Annotated in this window: 16 protein-coding genes; 2 read left to right on the top strand and 14 right to left on the bottom strand. The window is 58.9% G+C overall.

The features are described from left to right. Positions 1-196 precede the first annotated feature (196 nt). From tsaD to glmS, 10 genes are all read right to left on the bottom strand, one after another. A complete protein-coding gene (gene tsaD, locus ACZ6ZO_RS11970; protein ID WP_208768716.1) occupies positions 197-1,225 on the bottom strand; it encodes a tRNA (adenosine(37)-N6)-threonylcarbamoyltransferase complex transferase subunit TsaD in 1,029 nt (342 codons plus the stop codon). Continuing rightward, a complete protein-coding gene (gene rimI, locus ACZ6ZO_RS11975; protein ID WP_465292868.1) occupies positions 1,222-1,695 on the bottom strand; it encodes a ribosomal protein S18-alanine N-acetyltransferase in 474 nt (157 codons plus the stop codon). The genes tsaD and rimI overlap by 4 nt, the downstream gene beginning before the upstream one ends. Continuing rightward, positions 1,692-2,330: a tRNA (adenosine(37)-N6)-threonylcarbamoyltransferase complex dimerization subunit type 1 TsaB gene (tsaB, locus tag ACZ6ZO_RS11980; protein WP_465292870.1), complete on the bottom strand. Its 639-nt coding sequence runs from the start codon at positions 2,328-2,330 to the stop codon at positions 1,692-1,694. The genes rimI and tsaB overlap by 4 nt, the downstream gene beginning before the upstream one ends. Before the next feature lie 141 nt (positions 2,331-2,471). Beyond that, positions 2,472-2,954: a tRNA (adenosine(37)-N6)-threonylcarbamoyltransferase complex ATPase subunit type 1 TsaE gene (gene tsaE, locus ACZ6ZO_RS11985; RefSeq protein ID WP_465292872.1), complete on the bottom strand. Its 483-nt coding sequence runs from the start codon at positions 2,952-2,954 to the stop codon at positions 2,472-2,474. Then, the gene (gene alr, locus ACZ6ZO_RS11990) at positions 2,951-4,030 is read right to left on the bottom strand and encodes an alanine racemase (protein WP_465292874.1); all 1,080 of its coding nucleotides are present in this window, start codon (positions 4,028-4,030) and stop codon (positions 2,951-2,953) included. The genes tsaE and alr overlap by 4 nt, the downstream gene beginning before the upstream one ends. Then, positions 4,005-5,378, bottom strand: coding sequence for an NAD(P)H-hydrate epimerase (locus ACZ6ZO_RS11995; protein WP_465292892.1), 1,374 nt, complete (start codon positions 5,376-5,378; stop codon positions 4,005-4,007). Before ACZ6ZO_RS11995 ends, alr begins: the two co-directional genes overlap by 26 nt. Positions 5,379-5,383: 5 nt before the next feature. Next, entirely contained in the window at positions 5,384-6,592 is a 1,209-nt protein-coding gene (locus ACZ6ZO_RS12000) for an MFS transporter (RefSeq protein ID WP_465292876.1), read from the bottom strand. Next, positions 6,585-7,859 carry a hypothetical protein gene (locus ACZ6ZO_RS12005; protein WP_465292878.1) on the bottom strand — a complete coding sequence of 425 codons (1,275 nt, stop codon included), beginning with the start codon at positions 7,857-7,859 and terminating at the stop codon, positions 6,585-6,587. The genes ACZ6ZO_RS12000 and ACZ6ZO_RS12005 overlap by 8 nt, the downstream gene beginning before the upstream one ends. An 81-nt stretch (positions 7,860-7,940) precedes the next feature. After that, the gene (locus ACZ6ZO_RS12010; RefSeq protein ID WP_465292880.1) at positions 7,941-8,279 is read right to left on the bottom strand and encodes a hypothetical protein; all 339 of its coding nucleotides are present in this window, start codon (positions 8,277-8,279) and stop codon (positions 7,941-7,943) included. Between the two features lie 365 nt (positions 8,280-8,644). Next, on the bottom strand, positions 8,645-10,510 hold the full coding sequence (gene glmS / locus ACZ6ZO_RS12015; protein WP_465292882.1) for a glutamine--fructose-6-phosphate transaminase (isomerizing): 1,866 nt from the start codon (positions 10,508-10,510) through the stop codon (positions 8,645-8,647). Positions 10,511-10,646: 136 nt separating this feature from the next. Between glmS and ACZ6ZO_RS12020 the strand changes: the two genes are divergently transcribed. Beyond that, complete coding sequence (locus ACZ6ZO_RS12020) at positions 10,647-11,486, top strand: dienelactone hydrolase family protein (protein ID WP_465292884.1); 840 nt, start codon at positions 10,647-10,649, stop codon at positions 11,484-11,486. Here the strand turns inward: ACZ6ZO_RS12020 and ACZ6ZO_RS12025 are convergent. The 4 genes from ACZ6ZO_RS12025 to glmM form a co-directional block, all read right to left on the bottom strand. After that, positions 11,483-11,713 (bottom strand): hypothetical protein, encoded by a 231-nt coding sequence (locus ACZ6ZO_RS12025; protein ID WP_182386902.1) that lies wholly within the window; start codon positions 11,711-11,713, stop codon positions 11,483-11,485. The genes ACZ6ZO_RS12020 and ACZ6ZO_RS12025 overlap by 4 nt on opposite strands. Next, positions 11,707-13,080, bottom strand: coding sequence for a hypothetical protein (locus ACZ6ZO_RS12030; RefSeq protein ID WP_465292886.1), 1,374 nt, complete (start codon positions 13,078-13,080; stop codon positions 11,707-11,709). Before ACZ6ZO_RS12030 ends, ACZ6ZO_RS12025 begins: the two co-directional genes overlap by 7 nt. Continuing rightward, positions 13,068-13,391 carry a hypothetical protein gene (locus ACZ6ZO_RS12035; RefSeq protein WP_465292888.1) on the bottom strand — a complete coding sequence of 108 codons (324 nt, stop codon included), beginning with the start codon at positions 13,389-13,391 and terminating at the stop codon, positions 13,068-13,070. The genes ACZ6ZO_RS12030 and ACZ6ZO_RS12035 overlap by 13 nt, the downstream gene beginning before the upstream one ends. Positions 13,392-13,489: 98 nt before the next feature. Next, the gene (gene glmM / locus ACZ6ZO_RS12040; RefSeq protein WP_208768704.1) at positions 13,490-14,833 is read right to left on the bottom strand and encodes a phosphoglucosamine mutase; all 1,344 of its coding nucleotides are present in this window, start codon (positions 14,831-14,833) and stop codon (positions 13,490-13,492) included. Between the two features lie 622 nt (positions 14,834-15,455). Here glmM and ACZ6ZO_RS12045 point away from each other — a divergent pair. Continuing rightward, positions 15,456-18,632, top strand: coding sequence for a bifunctional proline dehydrogenase/L-glutamate gamma-semialdehyde dehydrogenase (locus tag ACZ6ZO_RS12045; protein WP_465292890.1), 3,177 nt, complete (start codon positions 15,456-15,458; stop codon positions 18,630-18,632). Positions 18,633-18,817 lie beyond the last annotated feature (185 nt).

Here is an 18,817-nt window from a genome sequence, read left to right on the forward strand (position 1 = left end):
ACTCTCATCTTGTACCGGCCAGGGCCCCTATATGTTGTGCCACCCCGACATATCACTTCCCGCTAATTACGCACTCCAGATCCGGATGAGCCGGTAAACAAGGTAGCCGACAGTCATAGTTGCACGTCCTTTTAAAAATGGGCACTTGTACGTCTGTTAGCGTACCCAGGATCAGGAGAACCTGCTGGGTGAGCGATTAATTCGCATACACCTGTGGGGTCTCCACCTCTAGCGATGGGTCGCACCCGATGCTGAGTTCCGAAGGGCGATGCTGTTCAAAAACCCGCTGGGCGCCGAGCGCGGCGATCATCACGCCGTTATCGGTACACAGTTTGAAACGTGGCACCCGCAGTTCAATGCCAGCGGACGCGCACCGCCGGGCGGCGAGCTCCCGAAGGCGTGAGTTTGCTGCCACGCCACCGCCGAGCAGCAGCACCGACGCCCCAACTTCCTGGCAGGCGCGCACTGCTTTCTTCGTCAGTGCATCACAGACCGCCTCTTGAAAGGACGCGCACACGTCTTCCACCACAATCTGGCGACCTTCACGTTCTGCGGCCTCCACATAGCGCGCCACCGCAGTTTTGAGCCCGGAGAAAGAGAAGTCAAGGGAGCCCCGCAGGGCACGCGGGAAGTCAATGTTCGCCGTGCCTTGCTTGGCCAGGCGGTCAATCACCGGGCCACCCGGGTAGCCAAGGCCGAGGAGCCGGGCTACCTTGTCATAGGCTTCACCTGCGGCGTCGTCAAGCGTGGCGCCCAGCTCGCGCATCGGCGCCCCCACCGAGTCCACCTCCAGCAGCTGCGTATGCCCGCCCGAGACAAGCAGCGCCACCGAATGCGGCAGCTTCTCCCCCTCCAGGTTGGCCACCGCAACGTGCCCGCCCAGGTGGTTAATGCCGTAGAAGGGCACGTCCCACGCCGCAGCGTACGCCTTCGCCGCCGACGCACCAACGAGCAGCGCCCCCGCCAGCCCCGGCCCCACCGTCGCAGCGACAGCATCAGGCTTTACGACGCCCGCCTCCGCCATCGCCGCGCGCATCACCGGTTGCATTGCCTCCAAATGCGCCCGCGACGCAATCTCCGGCACTACCCCACCGAAGCGCGCGTGCTGCTCCATCGACGAGGCCACCTGGTCCGCAAGGATCTCAACATCGCCGGTTTCCATATCCAGGCGAACAATGCCGACACCAGTTTCATCGCAGGACGACTCAATGCCGAGGATGATCATTCTTGCTCCTTCTTTTTTGGCTCGCGTTTCATGGTGTACGCGTCGGCACCCGACGGCTGATAATAGTTCTTCCGCAACCCAAGCTGCACAAATCCGTACTTTTCATACATCCGTATCGCGGGGTCATTGTCTGTACGGACTTCCAGGAACACCGGCCCGCCATAGGTATCAGCCGCATGCATGAGCTGGTCCATCAACTCCGCACCGATACCTTTGCGGTGGTGCTGCGGATCCACGCCAATCGTATGGATCTCAAATTCCGGATCCTGCAAGCTCCCCAACAACGACAATCCCGCGTAACCCACCAACTGCCCAGCAAGATCAATGCCGATATAGAAGTTGTTGGGCTGCGCGAACTCCTCCTCAAAGGCGCTGGCCGGCCACGGGTCGTCACCTGCGAAGAGGACGCGCTCCAACTCGGCACACCGCGCAGCATCTCCTGGGGTTAAGCGTCTTACGTCCCAGGTCACAGCTGCACATCCGGAATCGCAGGGCTCTTCGGCTTGGACTTCGGCTCTTTGGCGTCCGGCCGACGCAAATACAGCGGCTGCAGTGGCGCAGGCTCATGCATCAAGTCGGCCACCTGCACCAACGCTTGCGGGGTCGGATACAGATCATGCGTCGCCTGCGGGAAATGTTCTGCGAGGTTGGCAGGCGCGTTCACTACCGCCCCTACCGGGACGTCCGCGTAAGGCGTCACCTGTGGGTCCCCCACCCGCGAACCTGCGTATTGCGCCCAATACGCCTCACGGCGCCGCGCATCAATCGCCACGACTTTCTCTTCCGCAGGGATCTGCACCGCAATCGCGTCAAGCGAGCAGACCCCGTGAACAGGGATACCGAGAGCGTCGCCGAACGCTGCCGCCGTTGCCATGCCCACCCGCAGACCAGTGAAAGGGCCGGGCCCGGTACCAACAACGATGGCGTCCAGATCCGCGAAAGTCTTGCCCGCCTCTTTCAGTGCAGCTTGGGCCGCAGGGACGAGCTGTTCGTTGTGGTCACGGCAATTTTCGAGGATGGTCTGCCCCAGCACCTCGTTGGTGTCCGAATCAACGACACCGGCGACAACAGTTGGGGTTGCAGAATCAATGGCAAGTACGAGCACGGGTTCCATCGTAGTGGGTTAGCTGTTTAAGCTTCGCGATCCGTTCGTTGGAACGTGGGTTCATGGAGTCTGGGAATGCGCGCTCCCGTTCTGGCTTCTATCCAACCAATATCGGGGTCAACAGCTCCCAAGCGCCGATGTCTACCCCCGCCATTCCCACGTGATAATGCGGGCTTCTGACGATGGGTCTTCTGCGACAGCGGTTTCCCGGTCTAGTTGAACGAACAAATACCGGTCGGCAATTTGTTCCACCAGTCCCCCGCCCCATTCAGCGACGACCACGGAGTCCAGCAGGTCAGTGTCCAAATCGAGGGAGTCAAGAGCATCTGATGGGGAGGCAGCCGAGTCTAGGAGTCGGTAGGCATCCACGTGGACCAGAGCCGGGCCGTCAATCAGGGAGCGGTGTTCCCGCGCAATCACAAAGGTTGGCGAGGTCACGCGTCCTTTGACCTGCATACCTCGGGCTATGCCCTGGGTAAGCGTGGTTTTGCCGGCTCCTAGGGGGCCGTCGAGGATGACGACGTCGCCCGCTTCCAGCGCCTGGCCAAGCGACTCTCCCCAGGACTGGGTTTCCTCCGGGGTTTCAAAGAGCTCCGATCCGGACAACGGGAAACTAGGCTTCACTTTCGTCCTCCTACGTAGTGGCGCACGGTCCTGCCTTTTGGCCAGCAAGCGACCTCGTAGTTGATGGTGCCGATGGCGTCGGCAAGCTCGGTGGCGGACATGCCACCTTCGCCAAAGATAATCGCCATATCGCCTGGTGCAGCGGTGTCCTGGCCTAGCCACACCACGATCTGGTCCATGCACACGCGCCCGACCTGCGGGTAGCGCTGACCGTTGATGGTCACTTCCAGATGGCCCTGTACCGCGCGCGGCAAGCCGTCCGCATAGCCGACGGGGACGATGCAGTAGTGACCGTCCTCCGGGGCGCGCCACGTGTGGTTGTAGGAGCTGCCCTCACCCTTCGCGATGTCCTTCACCACCGTCACTCGGCCCGACCATGTCATCGCAGGCCGCAGCCCATGGTCCCGACCCGGGATCGGTTCCAGGCCGTAGCAGATCAGGCCAGGTCGGACCATCTGCCAGTGCAGATCAGGGCGGCTGAGCACCGCTGGCGAGTTAGCCAGGTGGTTAAACGGCACCTCCAGGCCAGCAGCGCGGGACATGTCCACCGCGCGCGCAAAGTTCTCGGCTTGCCAGTCGGTGGTGGGATCATCCACCACATCCGCGCTGGCTAGGTGGCTAAATACGCCGCTGACGCGGGCCTTGCCACGGGCGAACAACTCAAAGACTTCCTGCCATTCGGTTTCCGGAACGCCCGAGCGACGCAGCCCCGAGTCCACCATGATGGCGACCTCGCAGTCGAGATCGGCAAGGACGCGGGCTTCCGCCAGGTCATGAATGCCCAGGGAAATACCGCGGTCGATCGCAGCCTGGTAGTCCTGGGATAGCGACCAGATCCACGCCAAAACGGGGGCAGTGATCCCGGCATCGCGCAGCGCGTGCGCCTCGGCCAGCGTGGCGACGCCAAAGCGATCAGCCCCGTTCGCAGCCATCACCTTTGCCACTTCAGCAGCGCCATGGTTGTAGCCATCCGCCTTCACCACCGCCATGAGCTGCGCCGGCGCCACCCGCTCCTTGATGAGGCGAGTGTTGTGAGCGACGGCGTCCAGATCAATTGTGGTGGTGAGCAAATCCATGGTTAACCATCGTAGTCACCACATCGGGGATTGCCTGCGAAATGTCCCCGGCAATTATTGGCCCGCCCCGATGCATCGCCGCGAGCGCATGGACACGTACCGCCGACGCCACCATCTCCGCTGATGCCTCCCAGGCCACCGCCTTTCCGATAATCCCCGCCAGCACATCCCCGGATCCTGGAGTCGCCGCCCACGAGGAACCCGCCTCCACCAGGTAAATCTCCGCGCCATCAGTAATGACGGTGACCCGCCCTTTGAGCACCACAACCGCATTGAGCATCCGCGCAAGATCCTGTGCATCGGCCACACGGTCCTCGGGTTTACGTCCGTACAACCGAGCGAATTCCCCATCGTGCGGGGTAAGGACGGTCAATGCGTCTCGGTTGCAGACCCGCCCTTGTAGTTCCGGGTCCCCAGCCAGCTGAGTCAACGCATCAGCATCAATGACCAGTGGTTTGTCCAGGTCAATCAGCTTCGCCAGCAGAGGGTCCTCGGTTCCGACTCCGGGACCGGTAAGCCAGGCGGTGGCGTTGCAAAGCTCGCCGCCCACGACTACTTCCGGCTGGGACGCGAGCACCCGATCGCCACACGGCCCGAGGTAGCGCACCATCGAAGAGCTCGCGCGCACCGCCGCCTGCGTACACAGCACCGCTGCGCCCGGATACCGCTCACTACCTGCATGAATACCCAGCACGCCGAGGGTGTATTTGTGGTCGCGCGGCCCAGGGACCGGCCATTTTTGCACCCCTGCCGAATAGCCCCACGGCTCCCCCATTTCAATGCCACAATCATGCAGTTTGACCCGCCCGCAGTGCTCCCACCCGAGAATGTGCGCGGGTTTCAGGCCGCCAAAAGTCACCGTGACCTGCGCGCTTATCGACGCCCCAGCAACCTCACCCGCCATCGGATCCACACCACTCGGAATATCCACCGCAACAACGGGAAACCCTTTTGCCTGCTCGGCGGCCTCCGCCGCAACACCGCGAAGCGGCCCCCGCGCACCAATGCCGACGATCCCATCGATAATCACATCTGGATTGCTTACCTGCGACACCATCCGTGGGTACTTGATGGCATTGATCGCAGGATGGATGCTTTCCCCCAGCTTCCAAACGCTAATCTGTGCGCCTCGCTTCTCCAGCTCCGCCGCGGCATACAGCGCATCGCCACCGTTATTCCCGGAGCCAGCCAGAACCAACACCTTCCGACCAAGCTTGAGGCGAGCCGTTTCCATCGCAACAGCAAACGCGGCACGACGCATCAACTCCTCGCCTTCGCGCTCAAGGAGCGGAGCCTCGGCTTCCCGGATCTGCTGTGGAGTGAAGAGGGGGATGTGGTGCATTTTCATGTAGGTCACACCATCGTGTTTACACGCTGTTTTAGATCTCGGTTTCTCAATATCGCGACTACTCCCAAGAATGCAGGAACAATGGCGGCCACAGTGATCCATTCAATCATGAGGCTCTTTGCGATCAGGCCAGCCACTGCAGCAGAAACTGGCATGAGTGAAATGCTCACGAGCCAGTCCGCGCTTGCAACTCGTCCACGATAGTTTTCCGGAACTTCCGACTGCAGTAATGACGACCAAATTATGTTTCCGGCAGCATTAAAGAAGCCCATGAGAAACATAATGAATACGGCGACCCGGGTATCGATGACGAAGACAATCGGCAGCCAACATAGCGACCCCACCAGCCAAAGGATCATCAAGGCAGTAAAGCTCTCGAATCTGTTGCCAACCCTCGACATGCATAGACCGGACAACAGCGCGCCCACCCCCAGAGCCGAAATCGAAAGCGCATAACCCGCAGGATCCTCATGCTGTTGGAACCAAAATGGCATGAGAACCACTCGCGTCCCGTATTGAAACAGAAGGGCTATCGCAGACCACAAAAGTCCCCATTTCAACCATTTACACGCGAAAATAACCCGAATTCCAGCAAGAGTACCTTGAACCCACTGATGTTCCAGATTCTCATCTGACCGCTGCCCATTGGACACATTCAGTGTTAAGCACAAGGCCATAGCCCCGACGCAACATACGGCTAGTGCAGCAAATAGCAGTTGTTCTCCAAACACCACGACTGCCAGACCCGCCATTGCAGGTCCAACCAGTTTCGCAGCGAGAGACTCTGCCATCGAAATCAAGGAGTTCGCTCGAACGAGCGAACTTTCGTTGACGACTTCTGGAACAATAGCTTCACTGGCAGGACCGTATAGAGCATCAGCAAGCCCCAAGACAAACGAAACGGCGAGGAAAACAGGAAGATTCTCGAAGAGCCAACCAATCGAAAATGCGACAACCATGTAGCAGATAGCAGAAATTCCGCTCGAAATCGCCATCAAGTTGGATTTCGACAACACGTCGATAAAGAATCCACCGCCAACGAGCGCAGTGATGGTGCCAATTAGATAGGCCGTGGTAACTCCTCCAACCACTGAAGGAGGGTAGCTACTCGCCAAAGCCACAATTGGAAAGGCTACGATCCAAGCACCTGCAGAAAACAAATTGAGGACATTAGCACTCCATAGTCGCCAAAATCGAAGATCTGCTTTAGGCATTTGCACCAAGATTCTTTCGACGTAGTGCAACCCGAATTGGCGTTCCGTTTTCCTGGTCGACCAACAACACTGCCGGCGTTTCATGATCAACCGGATTCAACATTTGCTGTTTTTGAGACGCAATTCGATCCTTATACTCAGTTAGTTGGATTTCTTCGGACCCCGTTTCAAAGGCTGGCAAGGGCTCACGATCCAGCGGCCAGTCGATGACATCTGGAAATCCAAAACCATGGTCGGAACCGGGCACCTTGAATAGTCGAGGTCGATTAACTGTGAATACATTTTCTAACCCCTCGAAAGCATGGGCTACGCCAGCCGGAATGCTGAGGAATCGCGTCGGCGAAGGTGTGAACTCAAATTCGTTCTTTAATCCATGCGTCGGCGACCCATTCCTTGCGTCAAACATTTTCACTCGAATTGTCTGGGTGCCATCACCAAGAAACGTAAGGCGATCTTCTTGATAACAATGGATTCCGTAGGCGTCATGCGAATATGGCGATTTGCCATGATCGACAAAATAGAAGGGCCGATTATCGATGAGAGGAACGAAACCAGAATGCTCTCCGCTCGGAATATTCGGATGCGGCTGCCATTCAACTCCCAATATTGAACATGGCCGTTCAGCACGGGCTTCTTCCATTTCAATTCTCTTTGAAAGTTTCATTCTAAGTGTTTCACCTGAATCCATCTGAACGTCCATTGTTATTGGATATTCACGAGTAACACTCTTGAAGAGTTCTTTCTGCATCGCAGATACTAAGGCATACCAAATCTCACTCGCTGGATGAGTATTAGGTCTAAATAACGGCAATTCGTCTAAGTCAACATCATCCGGAAGATTAATGACATCTGATGTGGGAGACCAGTCCGAATTCTTTTGCAGCCAATCCGACATGGATGGCAAAAAACTCTCGTACGTATTTATGGTGAAGACTCGCTCGAGGTTTTCAAATGCATGTGCAACACCAGGCGGGATTCTCAACCTTTTTCTGGAGGATGGAGTCCATGAAAATGTCTGAAATTCACCTCGAGTTAGCGAATTTTCGCGACAATCGATGAACTTTCCCACAATAACCTGGTCGTCTGGACCCAAGAAGGTCAACACATCCTCTTGACCTAGATGAATTCCATAATGCCCATAGGAAAAATTACCTTCACCGTGATACACAATTGTCACTGGACGCATAGTTGGAAATGGATGGACACTCGATTCTCCACCATTCGGAATCGACCAGTTTTCTTCCCAACGCAAACCTTCAATTTGCAATTCTTGCTCCTAGGCCTCTGAAGGAAAGGTCGGGCTGACACAATCAGCCCGCCCCTCCAACTAGAATCGATGAGTCACTGACTATCCGAGAATTTCAAGGTCGTAGCCCGCTCTGTCAGCAGCTTTTCGAAGATCTTCAATCGAAGTAGTCGGGAGTTCGCGCAAGAAATCCTCGATCACGAACTGTTTAATTCCTGCAAGGGCCGTGTAAAGCCGCTCAGATTGATCTCCAGGTTCAGACTTTTCAAGCAAAAGTTGCCCCATCAATATCTGCAAAGCCTCGTCGCCAGACTTGGTTTGTTTGGAAAGATCCAAAACTCCCGCTTGGCTTATCTCAGTCCAATCAGCATCATCACCCCCCCTTGCATAAAGGCTGCGCAAAAGGTCTTCGGTCATGATCCCCTGCGTCGCAGTATTCATGATTGCCTCCTTCTGGGTCGAAGCCACTACACCCGTTGCAGTGACTTGGAGCACAAGATAGCAGACAATATGTGTTTTGCGCCACATTATTTGTTCAACTTTTTGAATTATTAGTTTTTATACTTCACAACCATCATTGCCAATAACGTTTATGCGTTGAATTGGGAAGCCAATTTTTCACGATTCGGCGATCGATAAGAACCCCACGAGTGGTGTCATTCCTTGATCAACATGCATGGCTCAGATCAATACTGACGAACACGGCATCTAGCCACACTGGCGCGCCCTATCCCTGAAAACTCAAACACCACCCGCCAACCAAGGATGGTCAGCGGGTGGTGGGGACGATGGCGTCGATAAGCGCCTTATTCCACGGTCACGGACTTGGCCAGGTTACGTGGCTTGTCGATGTCCTCGTTGCCACACTGGCGCGCGATCTCGGCGGCCAGGAACTGCAGCGGCACGGTGGCCAGCAGTGGCTGCATGATCGTGGAGGACTGCGGAATGCGGATCAGCCAGTTAGCGAATGGCTCCACGGCATCGTCGCCCTCTTCCGCGATGACGATGGTCTTGGCACCACGGGCGCGGATCTCCTGGATGTTGGAGACGATCTTGGAGTGCAGCACCTTCACGCCACGTGGGGAAGGAACCACGACAACCACTGGCAGGTCGTCCTCGATGAGGGCGATCGGGCCGTGCTTGAGCTCGCCGGCAGCGAAGCCCTCAGCGTGAATGTAAGCCAGCTCCTTGAGCTTCAGCGCGCCCTCGAGTGCAACGGGGAAGCCCACGCCACGGCCGAGGAACAGCATGGTCTTGATAGCGCCCAGCACGCGGGCGATCTCAGTGACCTGGTCGCCGCACTTCAGCACCTCAGCGATCTTGGCTGGGGTTTCTTCCAGCGCTTCCCAAATCTCCTTGATCTCATCCGGGTACTTGGTGCCCTTGGCCTGCGCCAGGGAAAGACCAACGATGTAGTTCGCAGCGACCTGTGCCAGGAATGCCTTGGTGGAGGCAACGCCGATTTCCGGGCCAGCGTGGGTGTACAGCACGGCGTCGGACTCGCGTGGAATCTGGGAACCATTGGTGTTGCAGACAGCCAGCACCTTTGCGCCCTGGGTCTTGGCGTGGCGGACGGCCTCGAGAGTATCGGCGGTCTCACCGGACTGGGACACAGCGACGACGAGGGTGTTGGAATCCAGCACTGGGTCACGGTAGCGGAACTCGGAAGCTACTTCGATCTCCACTGGGATGCGGACCCAGTGCTCAATCGCGTACTTGGCCAGCAGGCCGGAGTGGTAGGCGGAGCCACAGGCGACGACGAAGACCTTGTTGATCGCCTTGAGTTCCTGCTCAGAGATGTTGTCCTCATCGAGCACGATGTGGCCGTCAACGAAGTGCCCCACGAGCGTATCGCGGACGGCATCTGGCTGCTCGAAGATTTCCTTCATCATGAAGGAATCGAAGCCGCCCTTTTCCGCCGCAGCGAGATCCCAGTCAATGGTGAAAGATTTTCCTTCGGCTGGGGTGCCGTCAAAGTTCAGGATCTCGTAGGAATCAGCGGTGATGATCACGACGCTGTCCTGGCCGAGCTCAATAGCGTTCTTGGTGTGCTCGATGAAGGCCGCGACGTCGGACCCTAAGAACATCTCCCCTTCACCCACGCCCACGATCAGCGGGGTGGAACGGCGTGCCGCGATCACGGTGTCCGGGTGATCCGCATGAGTAAACAGCAGGGTAAAAGCACCCTCCAGGCGGTTCAGGACCTTCATAGCGGAGGCTTTGAAATCGCCGGCGGTGTCCCCGTCGTTGTAGGCGAGTGCCAGCAGGTGGGTCGCAACCTCGGAGTCGGTCTCGGACTTGAGTTCGATGCCCTTGCTTTCCAGCTCAGCACGCAGCGGTGCGAAGTTCTCGATGATGCCGTTGTGGACGATGGCAACCTTGCCGTCAAAAGAAAGGTGTGGGTGCGCATTTTGGTCGGTAGGGCGACCGTGGGTTGCCCAGCGAGTGTGCCCGATCGCGGTGGTACCGGCGAGGTTGTCCGCGCCGACTTCAACGATGCGGTCCTCTAGGTTGGCGAGCTTGCCAGCGCGCTTAACGACGCTCACTGCCCCCGCCCCATTCGCCACCGCGACACCAGAAGAGTCGTAGCCACGGTACTCCATACGACGGAGCGCTTCGACAGCAATGTTCAGGCCTTGCTGCTTACCTACATATCCAACGATTCCACACATACAGCAGATTCTAAATGCAAAAACCCTATTGTCTTGTCATTCGGTGGCTAGTTCTTTCCGAAAAAGTAGCTTTTCCCAGGTCTCAGCTTCTGCTATCAGCTAACCTCAAGCCGGTTTTCCACTATCCTTAACAGGTGTGGCTGAGAATTTGAACAAACTCGTGAGCAAACTGTCCAAGCGTGGCCCGCACCGGGTCCTCGTCGGCGACCTGGAATATGCCGGTCTGCTAGGAAAGATTTATACGCCAGCAGAAGGAAATGGTCTTCCTGCTGTTGCGTTCGGCCACGATTGGATGACCGACATCAAGCGTTATCACGCGACCCTGCGTCACCTCGCTTCGTGGGGAATCGTGGTCGCCGCTCCGAACACCGAAAAAGGCTTTATGCCGGATCACCGCGGTTTCGCGGCAGACTTGGAGACGACTCTCCAGATCCTCACCGGTGTCAAACTAGGTACTGGTGCTGTGACTGTCGCGCCGGGCAAGATCGGTTTTGCTGGCCACGGCATGGGCGCCGGGTGCGCCATTTTAGCAGCTGCCGGACGCAATCACATCAAAGCGGTGGCGGCCCTTTACCCTGCTGCGACCTCTCCTTCTTGTGAGAACGCCGCGATGAACGTTAACGTCCCGGGATTCGTCCTAGGCCAAACGGAGCGCGACTTTGTCACTACCGGTAATCCGGTGAATGTGGCCGCTCGTTGGGCGGGTTCCTGCACGTACCGTGAGATCGAGGGCGCAACCCAGCAGGGCTTCCCTGAGTTGTCCTTCTCTCGCTTGGCCGTCGGTATGGGACGCCCACAGACTGGGGCGCAGGAAATCACCCGCGCATTACTCACAGGCTTCCTCCTGCACCGGCTGGATGGCCAGCACAGGTACTCTGGTTTCTCCAACGCGGAGGCCACGGCAAAGAAGGTCACCAGTTTTGACGCCACCGGGGTTCGCCTGAAGCTCGACGAGATCGAGCACACCGCCTTCTAACCGCGCTGACTCCGCAGCACACTCCGCACCGCAGTCGGTCGTCCCACTCGGGGGCCACGAGGCTGCGGTGCTGCGCTTATCGACGCCACAGGCTGCTCACTCACCGCCTTCCGCGCATTCGCTGCTGTGTTATTCGCTTGGGCAAGTTCAGCTTCAAAATCAGCCATGCGCTGCGCAGCCCGCTCACGGAATCGCTCCATCACCGTGTCGAAATCGGGTTTCACCACGCACCTGCCTTTCGAGCCACACCGCTACTTGCCAGCTCTGGTTCCGGTGCCGGTGGTGGCTCTGCGACAACTGGTGGCTCTGGTGCTGCCGGTGGCGGCGGCACGTGTTCCTTCGGTGGTCGCGGAGGCTCCTCAACAACCGGCGGTGGCACGTGCTGCTTCGGTGGTGGCGGAGGCTCCTCAGCAACCGGCGGTGGCGGTTCTGTGGCAGGAGCAGCTTCCGGTTCGGGCGCAGCAACGCACTCCTCTAACGCGGTGATAATCACGCCGATGATGGCGACCATGATTCCAATTCCAAGGACGGCCGACAGTGGCGAAGAATCGCATTCCGGTGTGTCAGTTTCGGTCTCGCAATCCGCTGGCTCTTCGGGGACGTCCGCCGGTGTCTCGCAGTCCTTGACTACAGGTGGTTCCACTGCCGAAGGTTCGACAGGTGCTGGCGTTTTAGGCTCAAACATTGGTTCCGGAAGTTTCTCTACCGGCAGTTCCACTGCGGCTGGCTGCACAGGAGGCGCTGCCGGAGCCGACGGTACCTCCGGTGCCGGCGCCGGTGCAGGCGATACTTCCGGTGCGGGAGGCGGTGCCGGTGGCGTGGCCGCTGGCGTTGTCGCTGGTGAGGGGCCGGGCGCTGGGCCCGCCGGTGCCGGAGCCGGTGCAGGTGGCGCCGAATCTGGAGTGACCTCGCACTGTGGAGCTGGTGGGCATTCCACGGTTTGTTCGCACGCGAGAGGTACTGGTTGGATATCTTCCCCGCAGATCTCGGAGCCCCGCTGGATGAGTTGGTTGTAAATGTCGGATACGCACGTGTCGCGTTCCGCCGCAATCCCTATTACCCCGCTGCCGCACTGGTTGATGAGCGAATCGGCAGCGGAGAGTACAGCGCGGTACTCCTTGGGGTGTTTTTCTTTATCGATCATCCGCAACAAAGAGCAAAGCCCCGCCACGGTTGATTTGGTCTCTGAGCACAGTTTTTCGGCGCATTCCCCTGTGGTCTTTTCCACGTCGTCGAGCCGATCTGCTGCCTTCGTGGTGTCTTCGCCGAATTCCTCGGCTTTTTCGTCCGATGCGATCCAATCCCAGGCTTTGGAGATGAGCGTTTCCGCGATGGCTCCCCCGATGATGCCGACGAGCATGGCACCAATCTGCGGCAGAACTCGCCCGTTTTTCACTCCGGTTGCCCGGCCACCAGACGTGATGTCGGTCTGCTTTTTGCGCAGCTCATTGGTGTCAATGCCCGCTGTGCTGTTCAACGCTTCGGCTACTTTGTCGGAAGAATGCGCGGGGCCATTCCAGTCGGCTCCGGCGGCAACGCGTAAGGCTTCAACTGCTTCGTCGTAAAGCCGCTGCGCTTTCTTTACTTTGCCCATGTCAGCCCCTGCTGCGCTACTGCGTCGAGTGCCGCTTCGCTGTGGGTGTCCGCCTCGCCCACGGTCGTGACGTCCCGGCGCGCTGCGACGCTCACCGCCACGGTTTGCTGCATGAGCTCGAGATTTCGCTGGTGCAGCGCCGAGTACACCTGATTCAAGGCAGCGCCGTGACCTGCGAAATCACGTCCGGCGGCCAGAGCGGAGAAGCCTGGCGTGATTGCTCGGTGGCGTGTGATTTCCGTTTCGGTGGCGTCGATAAGGCTGCGCAATACGTTGGTGCTTGCCAGCACATCGACCTTCAGATCGAACACAAAAATTCCCCCTGTGAAAAGTCAGATTAGTGAAAACCCCTTCACTATGTTTTGACTCTCCACAGGGGGCAAAAGGTTCCCTCGCGGCGAAAAGTTTTTTACACGGCGGCCACAACTGCAGCGAGGCGACCTGCGATCCGCACTGCGGTATCGGCGTCTGCGGCTTCCACCATCACTCGGAAAATTTCTTCAGTGCCGGAGGCTCGGAGCAGGACGCGGCCCGTTTCCCCGAGTTCCGCCTCAGCCTCGGCGATCGCACTAATGACGCGCTCGTCCGACATAATGACGGATTTGTCCGTAACCGGGACGTTGATGAGCTTCTGTGGCAGCACAGTCATCGCCCCTGCCAGAGTCTTTAGCGATGATGCGGTTTCCGCCATCCGCGCCATCAGAGTCAAGCCGGTGAGGATACCGTCTCCGGTGGTGCCATAGTCGGGAATCACCACGTGGCCGGACTGCTCGCCGCCCAGCGACAGGCTCGAACGACGCAGCTCTTCCAGCACGTACCGGTCTCCCACCTTGGTGGTCTTCACCTCAATGCCGGCATCTTTCATCGCCAGCATCAAACCGAGGTTGGACATGACGGTGGCAACGAGGGTGTTCTTCCGCAGCTCGCCGTTCTCCTTCATCGCGATCGCCAGAATCGCCATGATCTGGTCCCCATCGACCACGTTTCCGTCGGCGTCGACGGCCAGGCACCGGTCAGCATCGCCGTCATGGGATAAGCCAAGGTCAGCGCCATGCTTCACGACGGCCTTCTGGATCTGTTCGATGTGAGTGGAACCGCAGTCCTCGTTGATGTTGTACGAGTTAGGCTTGTTGTGAATTGCCACAACTTCGGCGCCAGCCACTGCATACGCTAGCGGACCAACCTCAGATGCCGCACCGTTCGCGCAGTCCACCACTACTTTGATTCCGCTGAGGTCCGTCTTCACAGCCTCGGCCAAGTGATTCAGGTACCGCTCCTGCGCGTCTGGGGCTTCCTCGATGACGCGTCCCACACCATAACCAGTAGGGCCACAGTCCTGCATCGAGTTCATGACGCTTTCGATTTCGTCTTCGACCTCATCAGCCAGCTTGTGCCCACCGGCGGCGAAGAACTTGATGCCATTGTCTGGCATTGGATTGTGGCTCGCGGAGATCATCACGCCCATGTCAGCGCCGTAGTCGTCGGTAAGGAATGCCACCGCAGGCGTAGGGAGCACTCCCACGCGCAACACGTCCACGCCACGCGACGCCATACCAGCCGACAGCGCCGCAGCCAGCATTTCTCCAGACACGCGTGGGTCGCGCCCCACCACCGCCGTTGGGCGCCGCTTAGAACTACGGTTCTCTCTCGTGAGCACCTCTGCAGCTGCTTGCCCCAGGCGCAGCGCCAGGTTGACGGTCAAGGTTTCGTTGGCGAGTCCACGCACGCCGTCAGTTCCAAAGAGTCGAGCCATAGCTTTCATTATGCCTTGGGCCCGGCTTATTTCTGGTAGCCGGGTTGATTGGGCGCGGGAGGGTGTTCCATGTTCAACGATAGTGCCGGCATTTTCTTTGCCAATCGCTGGGATTTCGCATCTCCCGCACCTAGATGCTTTTCCAGCCCCTACGCCCGGCGGGTTAAACGCTAAGCCCCCGACATTACGGCCCCGACAATGCCCCAAAATCGCCCCAATAAGCCCGAACTTCGGGCGGGTAATGTCGGGACCAAAAGAAACGCCGCCCCACCATCGACCAAAACGTAACTGCTGGGAATATTGGGGCAATTGGGGATATCCTGGCTACCGCGTTGTCCCCGACATTACGCCCCCGACAATGCCCCAAAATCGCCCCAATGAGCCCGAACTTCGGGCGGGTAATGTCGGGGACAACCCACAAACAACGCGACAAACCCCGCCTACCCCACCCAGACTAGGTCAATGTGAACCCCATCACTATATTAAAGGGGGGTGTTCCCATATTCTGGGAATGACCTACACCAACCTGTGGCAGCATCGCCACCACTGATGAGGTCACAGTGGTCACCACACCAGTACCTGCTTTCTAATAAAACACCAAGTTATCCCAAGGAGGCTAGCCTTGACCGACTCCCTTGCCACCGTTATTTCCCGCGCCGCTGACCAGGCATCCGCGTGGCACTCGTCGATTTCAGATGACAATCAGATTTCTGAAATGGTCCGTCATGAGGGCGGTATCGATTTCACGATGCGTTTTGTGGATAAGGTTGCTCGCCCCTCCGACAACACGGCAGCTGCGAAGGCCCTCAGCGAGCTTCCTAATCCGCCCGGATTCGTGAGCGGTATCGACCGCATGTTGTTCAAGGCCGGGACGCAGATCGCTCCGCTGCTGCCGAGCATTGTCATTCCGACAGCTAAGCGCCGGTTCCGCCAGCTGGTGGGAGACCTCATTTTGGATGCAGATGGCGAGAAGCTCAACAAGCTCCTTGACGAGGCCGCCCAGCAGGGCGTACAGCTCAATCTCAACCTGCTCGGTGAGGCTGTCTTGGGAGAAAAGGAGTCAGACAAGCGACTGGCAGACACCATCGAACTGGTGAAGAACCCACGCGTATCGTACGTTTCTATCAAGGCCTCGTCGGTCGCCGCGCAGCTGAATCAGTGGGACATGGAGGGCAGCTTGGAGCGCCTCAAGGATCGTCTGCGTCCGCTGTACCGCGCTGCACGAGACAATGAGGTTTTTGTCAACCTGGACATGGAGGAATACAAGGACCTCCAGCTCACGGTGCGCCTGTTTAAAGAGCTGCTCAGCGAGAATGAATTCCACACCTATCACGCAGGCATTGTGCTCCAGGCTTATCTGCCAGACTCCTTCGCAGCACTCCAGGAGATCACAGAATTCGCCCGTGCCCGCACTGAACAGGGCGGTGCCAACATCAAAGTGCGCTTTGCTAAGGGCGCGAACCTGTCGATGGAAAAGGTCGAAGCTGAGCTGCACGACTGGCCACAGGCCCCTTACCTGACCAAGCACGAGGTGGACGCGAACTACTACCGGATGCTTGACTACGTGCTCCAGCCGGAGAACGCTGTCGCGATTCGCATCGGCGTGGCCAGCCACAACCTGTTCACCATCGCGTTTGCTAAAGAACTGGCCAAAGAACGTGGCGTGGAAAAACAGATCGACATGGAAATGCTGCAGGGCATGGCGCCAGCGATCGGTGAGGAAATCCTCTACACGCCAGTGGTCCGCGCAGAAGACTTCGACGTCGCCGTCTCCTACCTGGTGCGCCGCTTGGAAGAAAACGGTGCTGAGGAAAACTTCCTTCACGCCCAAGCCGTCGGCGATTTCTCGGGTCAGCGCGATGCGTTTCTCCGCGCTGTAGCGGACCGGTGGAATGTGCGTGACACTCCGCAACGCGATCAGGACCGTGGCGTCGATAAGCAAGCGCGTTACTCCACTGGCGTGTTCCGCAACGAACCCGACACCGACCCGGCGTTGCAGGCCAACCGCGAGTGGGCCTTGCGCCACCTCGCCACAGACCCCGGCCCGACGCAATCCCCGCTGGTCACCGACCCGGCCGTCATCGATGAGGCCGTGGCCCGGGCCCGCGCGGCCGCCTCGCCGGATAACCGCGTGGAACTGCTGCTTCGGGCTGCGGATGCACTGGCACGGCACCGTGGTGATTTGGTCTCGGTCATGGCGCATGAAGCGGGCAAGGCGGTCGACCAATCGGACCCGGAGATTTCCGAGGCCATCGACTTCGCCACCTACTACGCCTCTTGCGCCGAACAGCTCGATGACCGTTTCACCCCGCACGATGTGGTCGTGGTGACCCCGCCGTGGAACTTCCCCGTCGCTATCCCCATGGGTGGCGTGTTCGCTGCCCTGGCAGCTGGTGCGCGAGTGATTTTGAAGCCCGCACCACAAACCTTGCGCTGCGCCGAGGTGGCTGTGGCTGCCCTTCGCGAGGCAGGCATCACCGAGGACATACTCCAGATGGTCAACGCCGACGAAGCCGAAGCCGGCAAACGCCTCATCTCCCACCCCGATGTGGACTGCGTGGTGCTCACCGGTGCCTCCGAGACCGCCAAGCTATTCCGCTCCTGGCGCCCAGAGATGAAGCTGCTGGCGGAAACCTCCGGTAAGAACGCCATCATCGTCACCCCGCACGCCGACCCTGACCTCGCGGTCGCCGATGCCTACAAGTCGGCCTTCGGCCACTCTGGCCAGAAGTGCTCCGCCGCCTCCCTGCTGATCCTGGTGGGCGACTGCGGGCGTTTCAAGAGCCAGCTTGTCGACGCCGTCTCCACCCTCCGCGTCGGCCGCGGCACCGACATCTCCACCACGATGAACGGCCTCATCGAAGCCCCAGGCGAAAAACTCAAGCGCGGCCTCACCAAGCTGGAACCGGGAGAGTCGTGGCTGCTTAAGCCACGAGAAATCGAACCTGACCTGTGGACCCCAGGCATCCGTGACAACGTCCAGCCTGGCTCCTGGTTCCACACCACCGAGTGCTTCGGCCCCGTCACGGGCATCATGTACGCCTCCACGCTGGAAGAAGCCATCGAATGGCAAAACTCCACCGGGTTCGGACTCACAGGTGGCCTGCATTCCCTCGACGAAGACGAAATCGCCTACTGGCGCGAACACGTTGAAGTAGGCAACGCCTACATCAACCGCGGTATCACCGGTGCGATCGTGGAACGGCAGTCCTTCGGCGGTTGGAAGAACTCCGCCATTGGTCCTGGCGCCAAGGCTGGTGGCCCGAACTACGTGGCACAGTTCGGCACCTGGACCGACGGCACTTTGGAGCCGCTATCTGGCGTGTCCCTGTCGCCTGAGGTCACGCGCCAGCTGCGCGCCTCTTCCCTGTCAGATGAGGACCTCACCTGGGTCACCCGCGCCGCCGAGCTGGACGCACAGGCCTGGGCCACCGAGTTCGCCGTGGAGCACGACCGCGCGGCACTGCGCTGCGAATCCAACGTGTTCCGCTACGTCCCGGCAGAGTCCTACCTGTACTACGCCTCGGACTTGTCTCCGCGCGAAGAGTTGCGGCTAAAGATCGCAAGCACTCTCACCGGGGTGCCTCTGGTTCGCCTCACTGCTCCGGATTTCCCAGCGTCCTCCCGGATCCGCATCATCGGCACCGCGCCGGATTCCTTCCGCGTCAAGGCCGCCGAGAACGGCTCCTACCTTGCCGAAGGCCCACTGCTTGCCGACGGCCGGATCGAACTGCAGCTCTTCCTCAAGGAGCAAGCAATCTCGCAGACTATGCATCGCTTTGGGGTGCTCGTGAAGTAGGGATTGCGCGGCGGGATTTAGCGTACGGATGGTACTTTTCAAGCCTGGATCGTCCCATCCATACGCTTGATTTCCCATTACGTTGTTAGTAGTTCCGCTTGAAGGAGCCCAGGATTCGTACTCCTAGCCCCATGCTGGGGCAGGCTATGTTTATCTGCGTTCCTTCTGCCTTGTGGCAGCGGAAC

It is taken from the genome of Corynebacterium sp. NPDC104732, from assembly GCF_055583565.1.

Bases quoted from the DNA above. Each gene is read 5' to 3' on its own strand.
- tsaD (WP_208768716.1), bottom strand. From the start codon at position 1,225: ATGATCATCCTCGGCATTGAGTCGTCCTGCGATGAAACTGGTGTCGGC.
- alr (WP_465292874.1), bottom strand. From the start codon at position 4,030: ATGGATTTGCTCACCACCACAATTGATCTGGACGCCGTCGCTCACAAC.
- ACZ6ZO_RS11995 (WP_465292892.1), bottom strand. From the start codon at position 5,378: ATGAAAATGCACCACATCCCCCTCTTCACTCCACAGCAGATCCGGGAA.
- ACZ6ZO_RS12000 (WP_465292876.1), bottom strand. From the start codon at position 6,592: ATGCCTAAAGCAGATCTTCGATTTTGGCGACTATGGAGTGCTAATGTC.
- ACZ6ZO_RS12010 (WP_465292880.1), bottom strand. From the start codon at position 8,279: ATGAATACTGCGACGCAGGGGATCATGACCGAAGACCTTTTGCGCAGC.
- glmS (WP_465292882.1), bottom strand. From the start codon at position 10,510: ATGTGTGGAATCGTTGGATATGTAGGTAAGCAGCAAGGCCTGAACATT.
- ACZ6ZO_RS12030 (WP_465292886.1), bottom strand. From the start codon at position 13,080: ATGGGCAAAGTAAAGAAAGCGCAGCGGCTTTACGACGAAGCAGTTGAA.
- glmM (WP_208768704.1), bottom strand. From the start codon at position 14,833: ATGGCTCGACTCTTTGGAACTGACGGCGTGCGTGGACTCGCCAACGAA.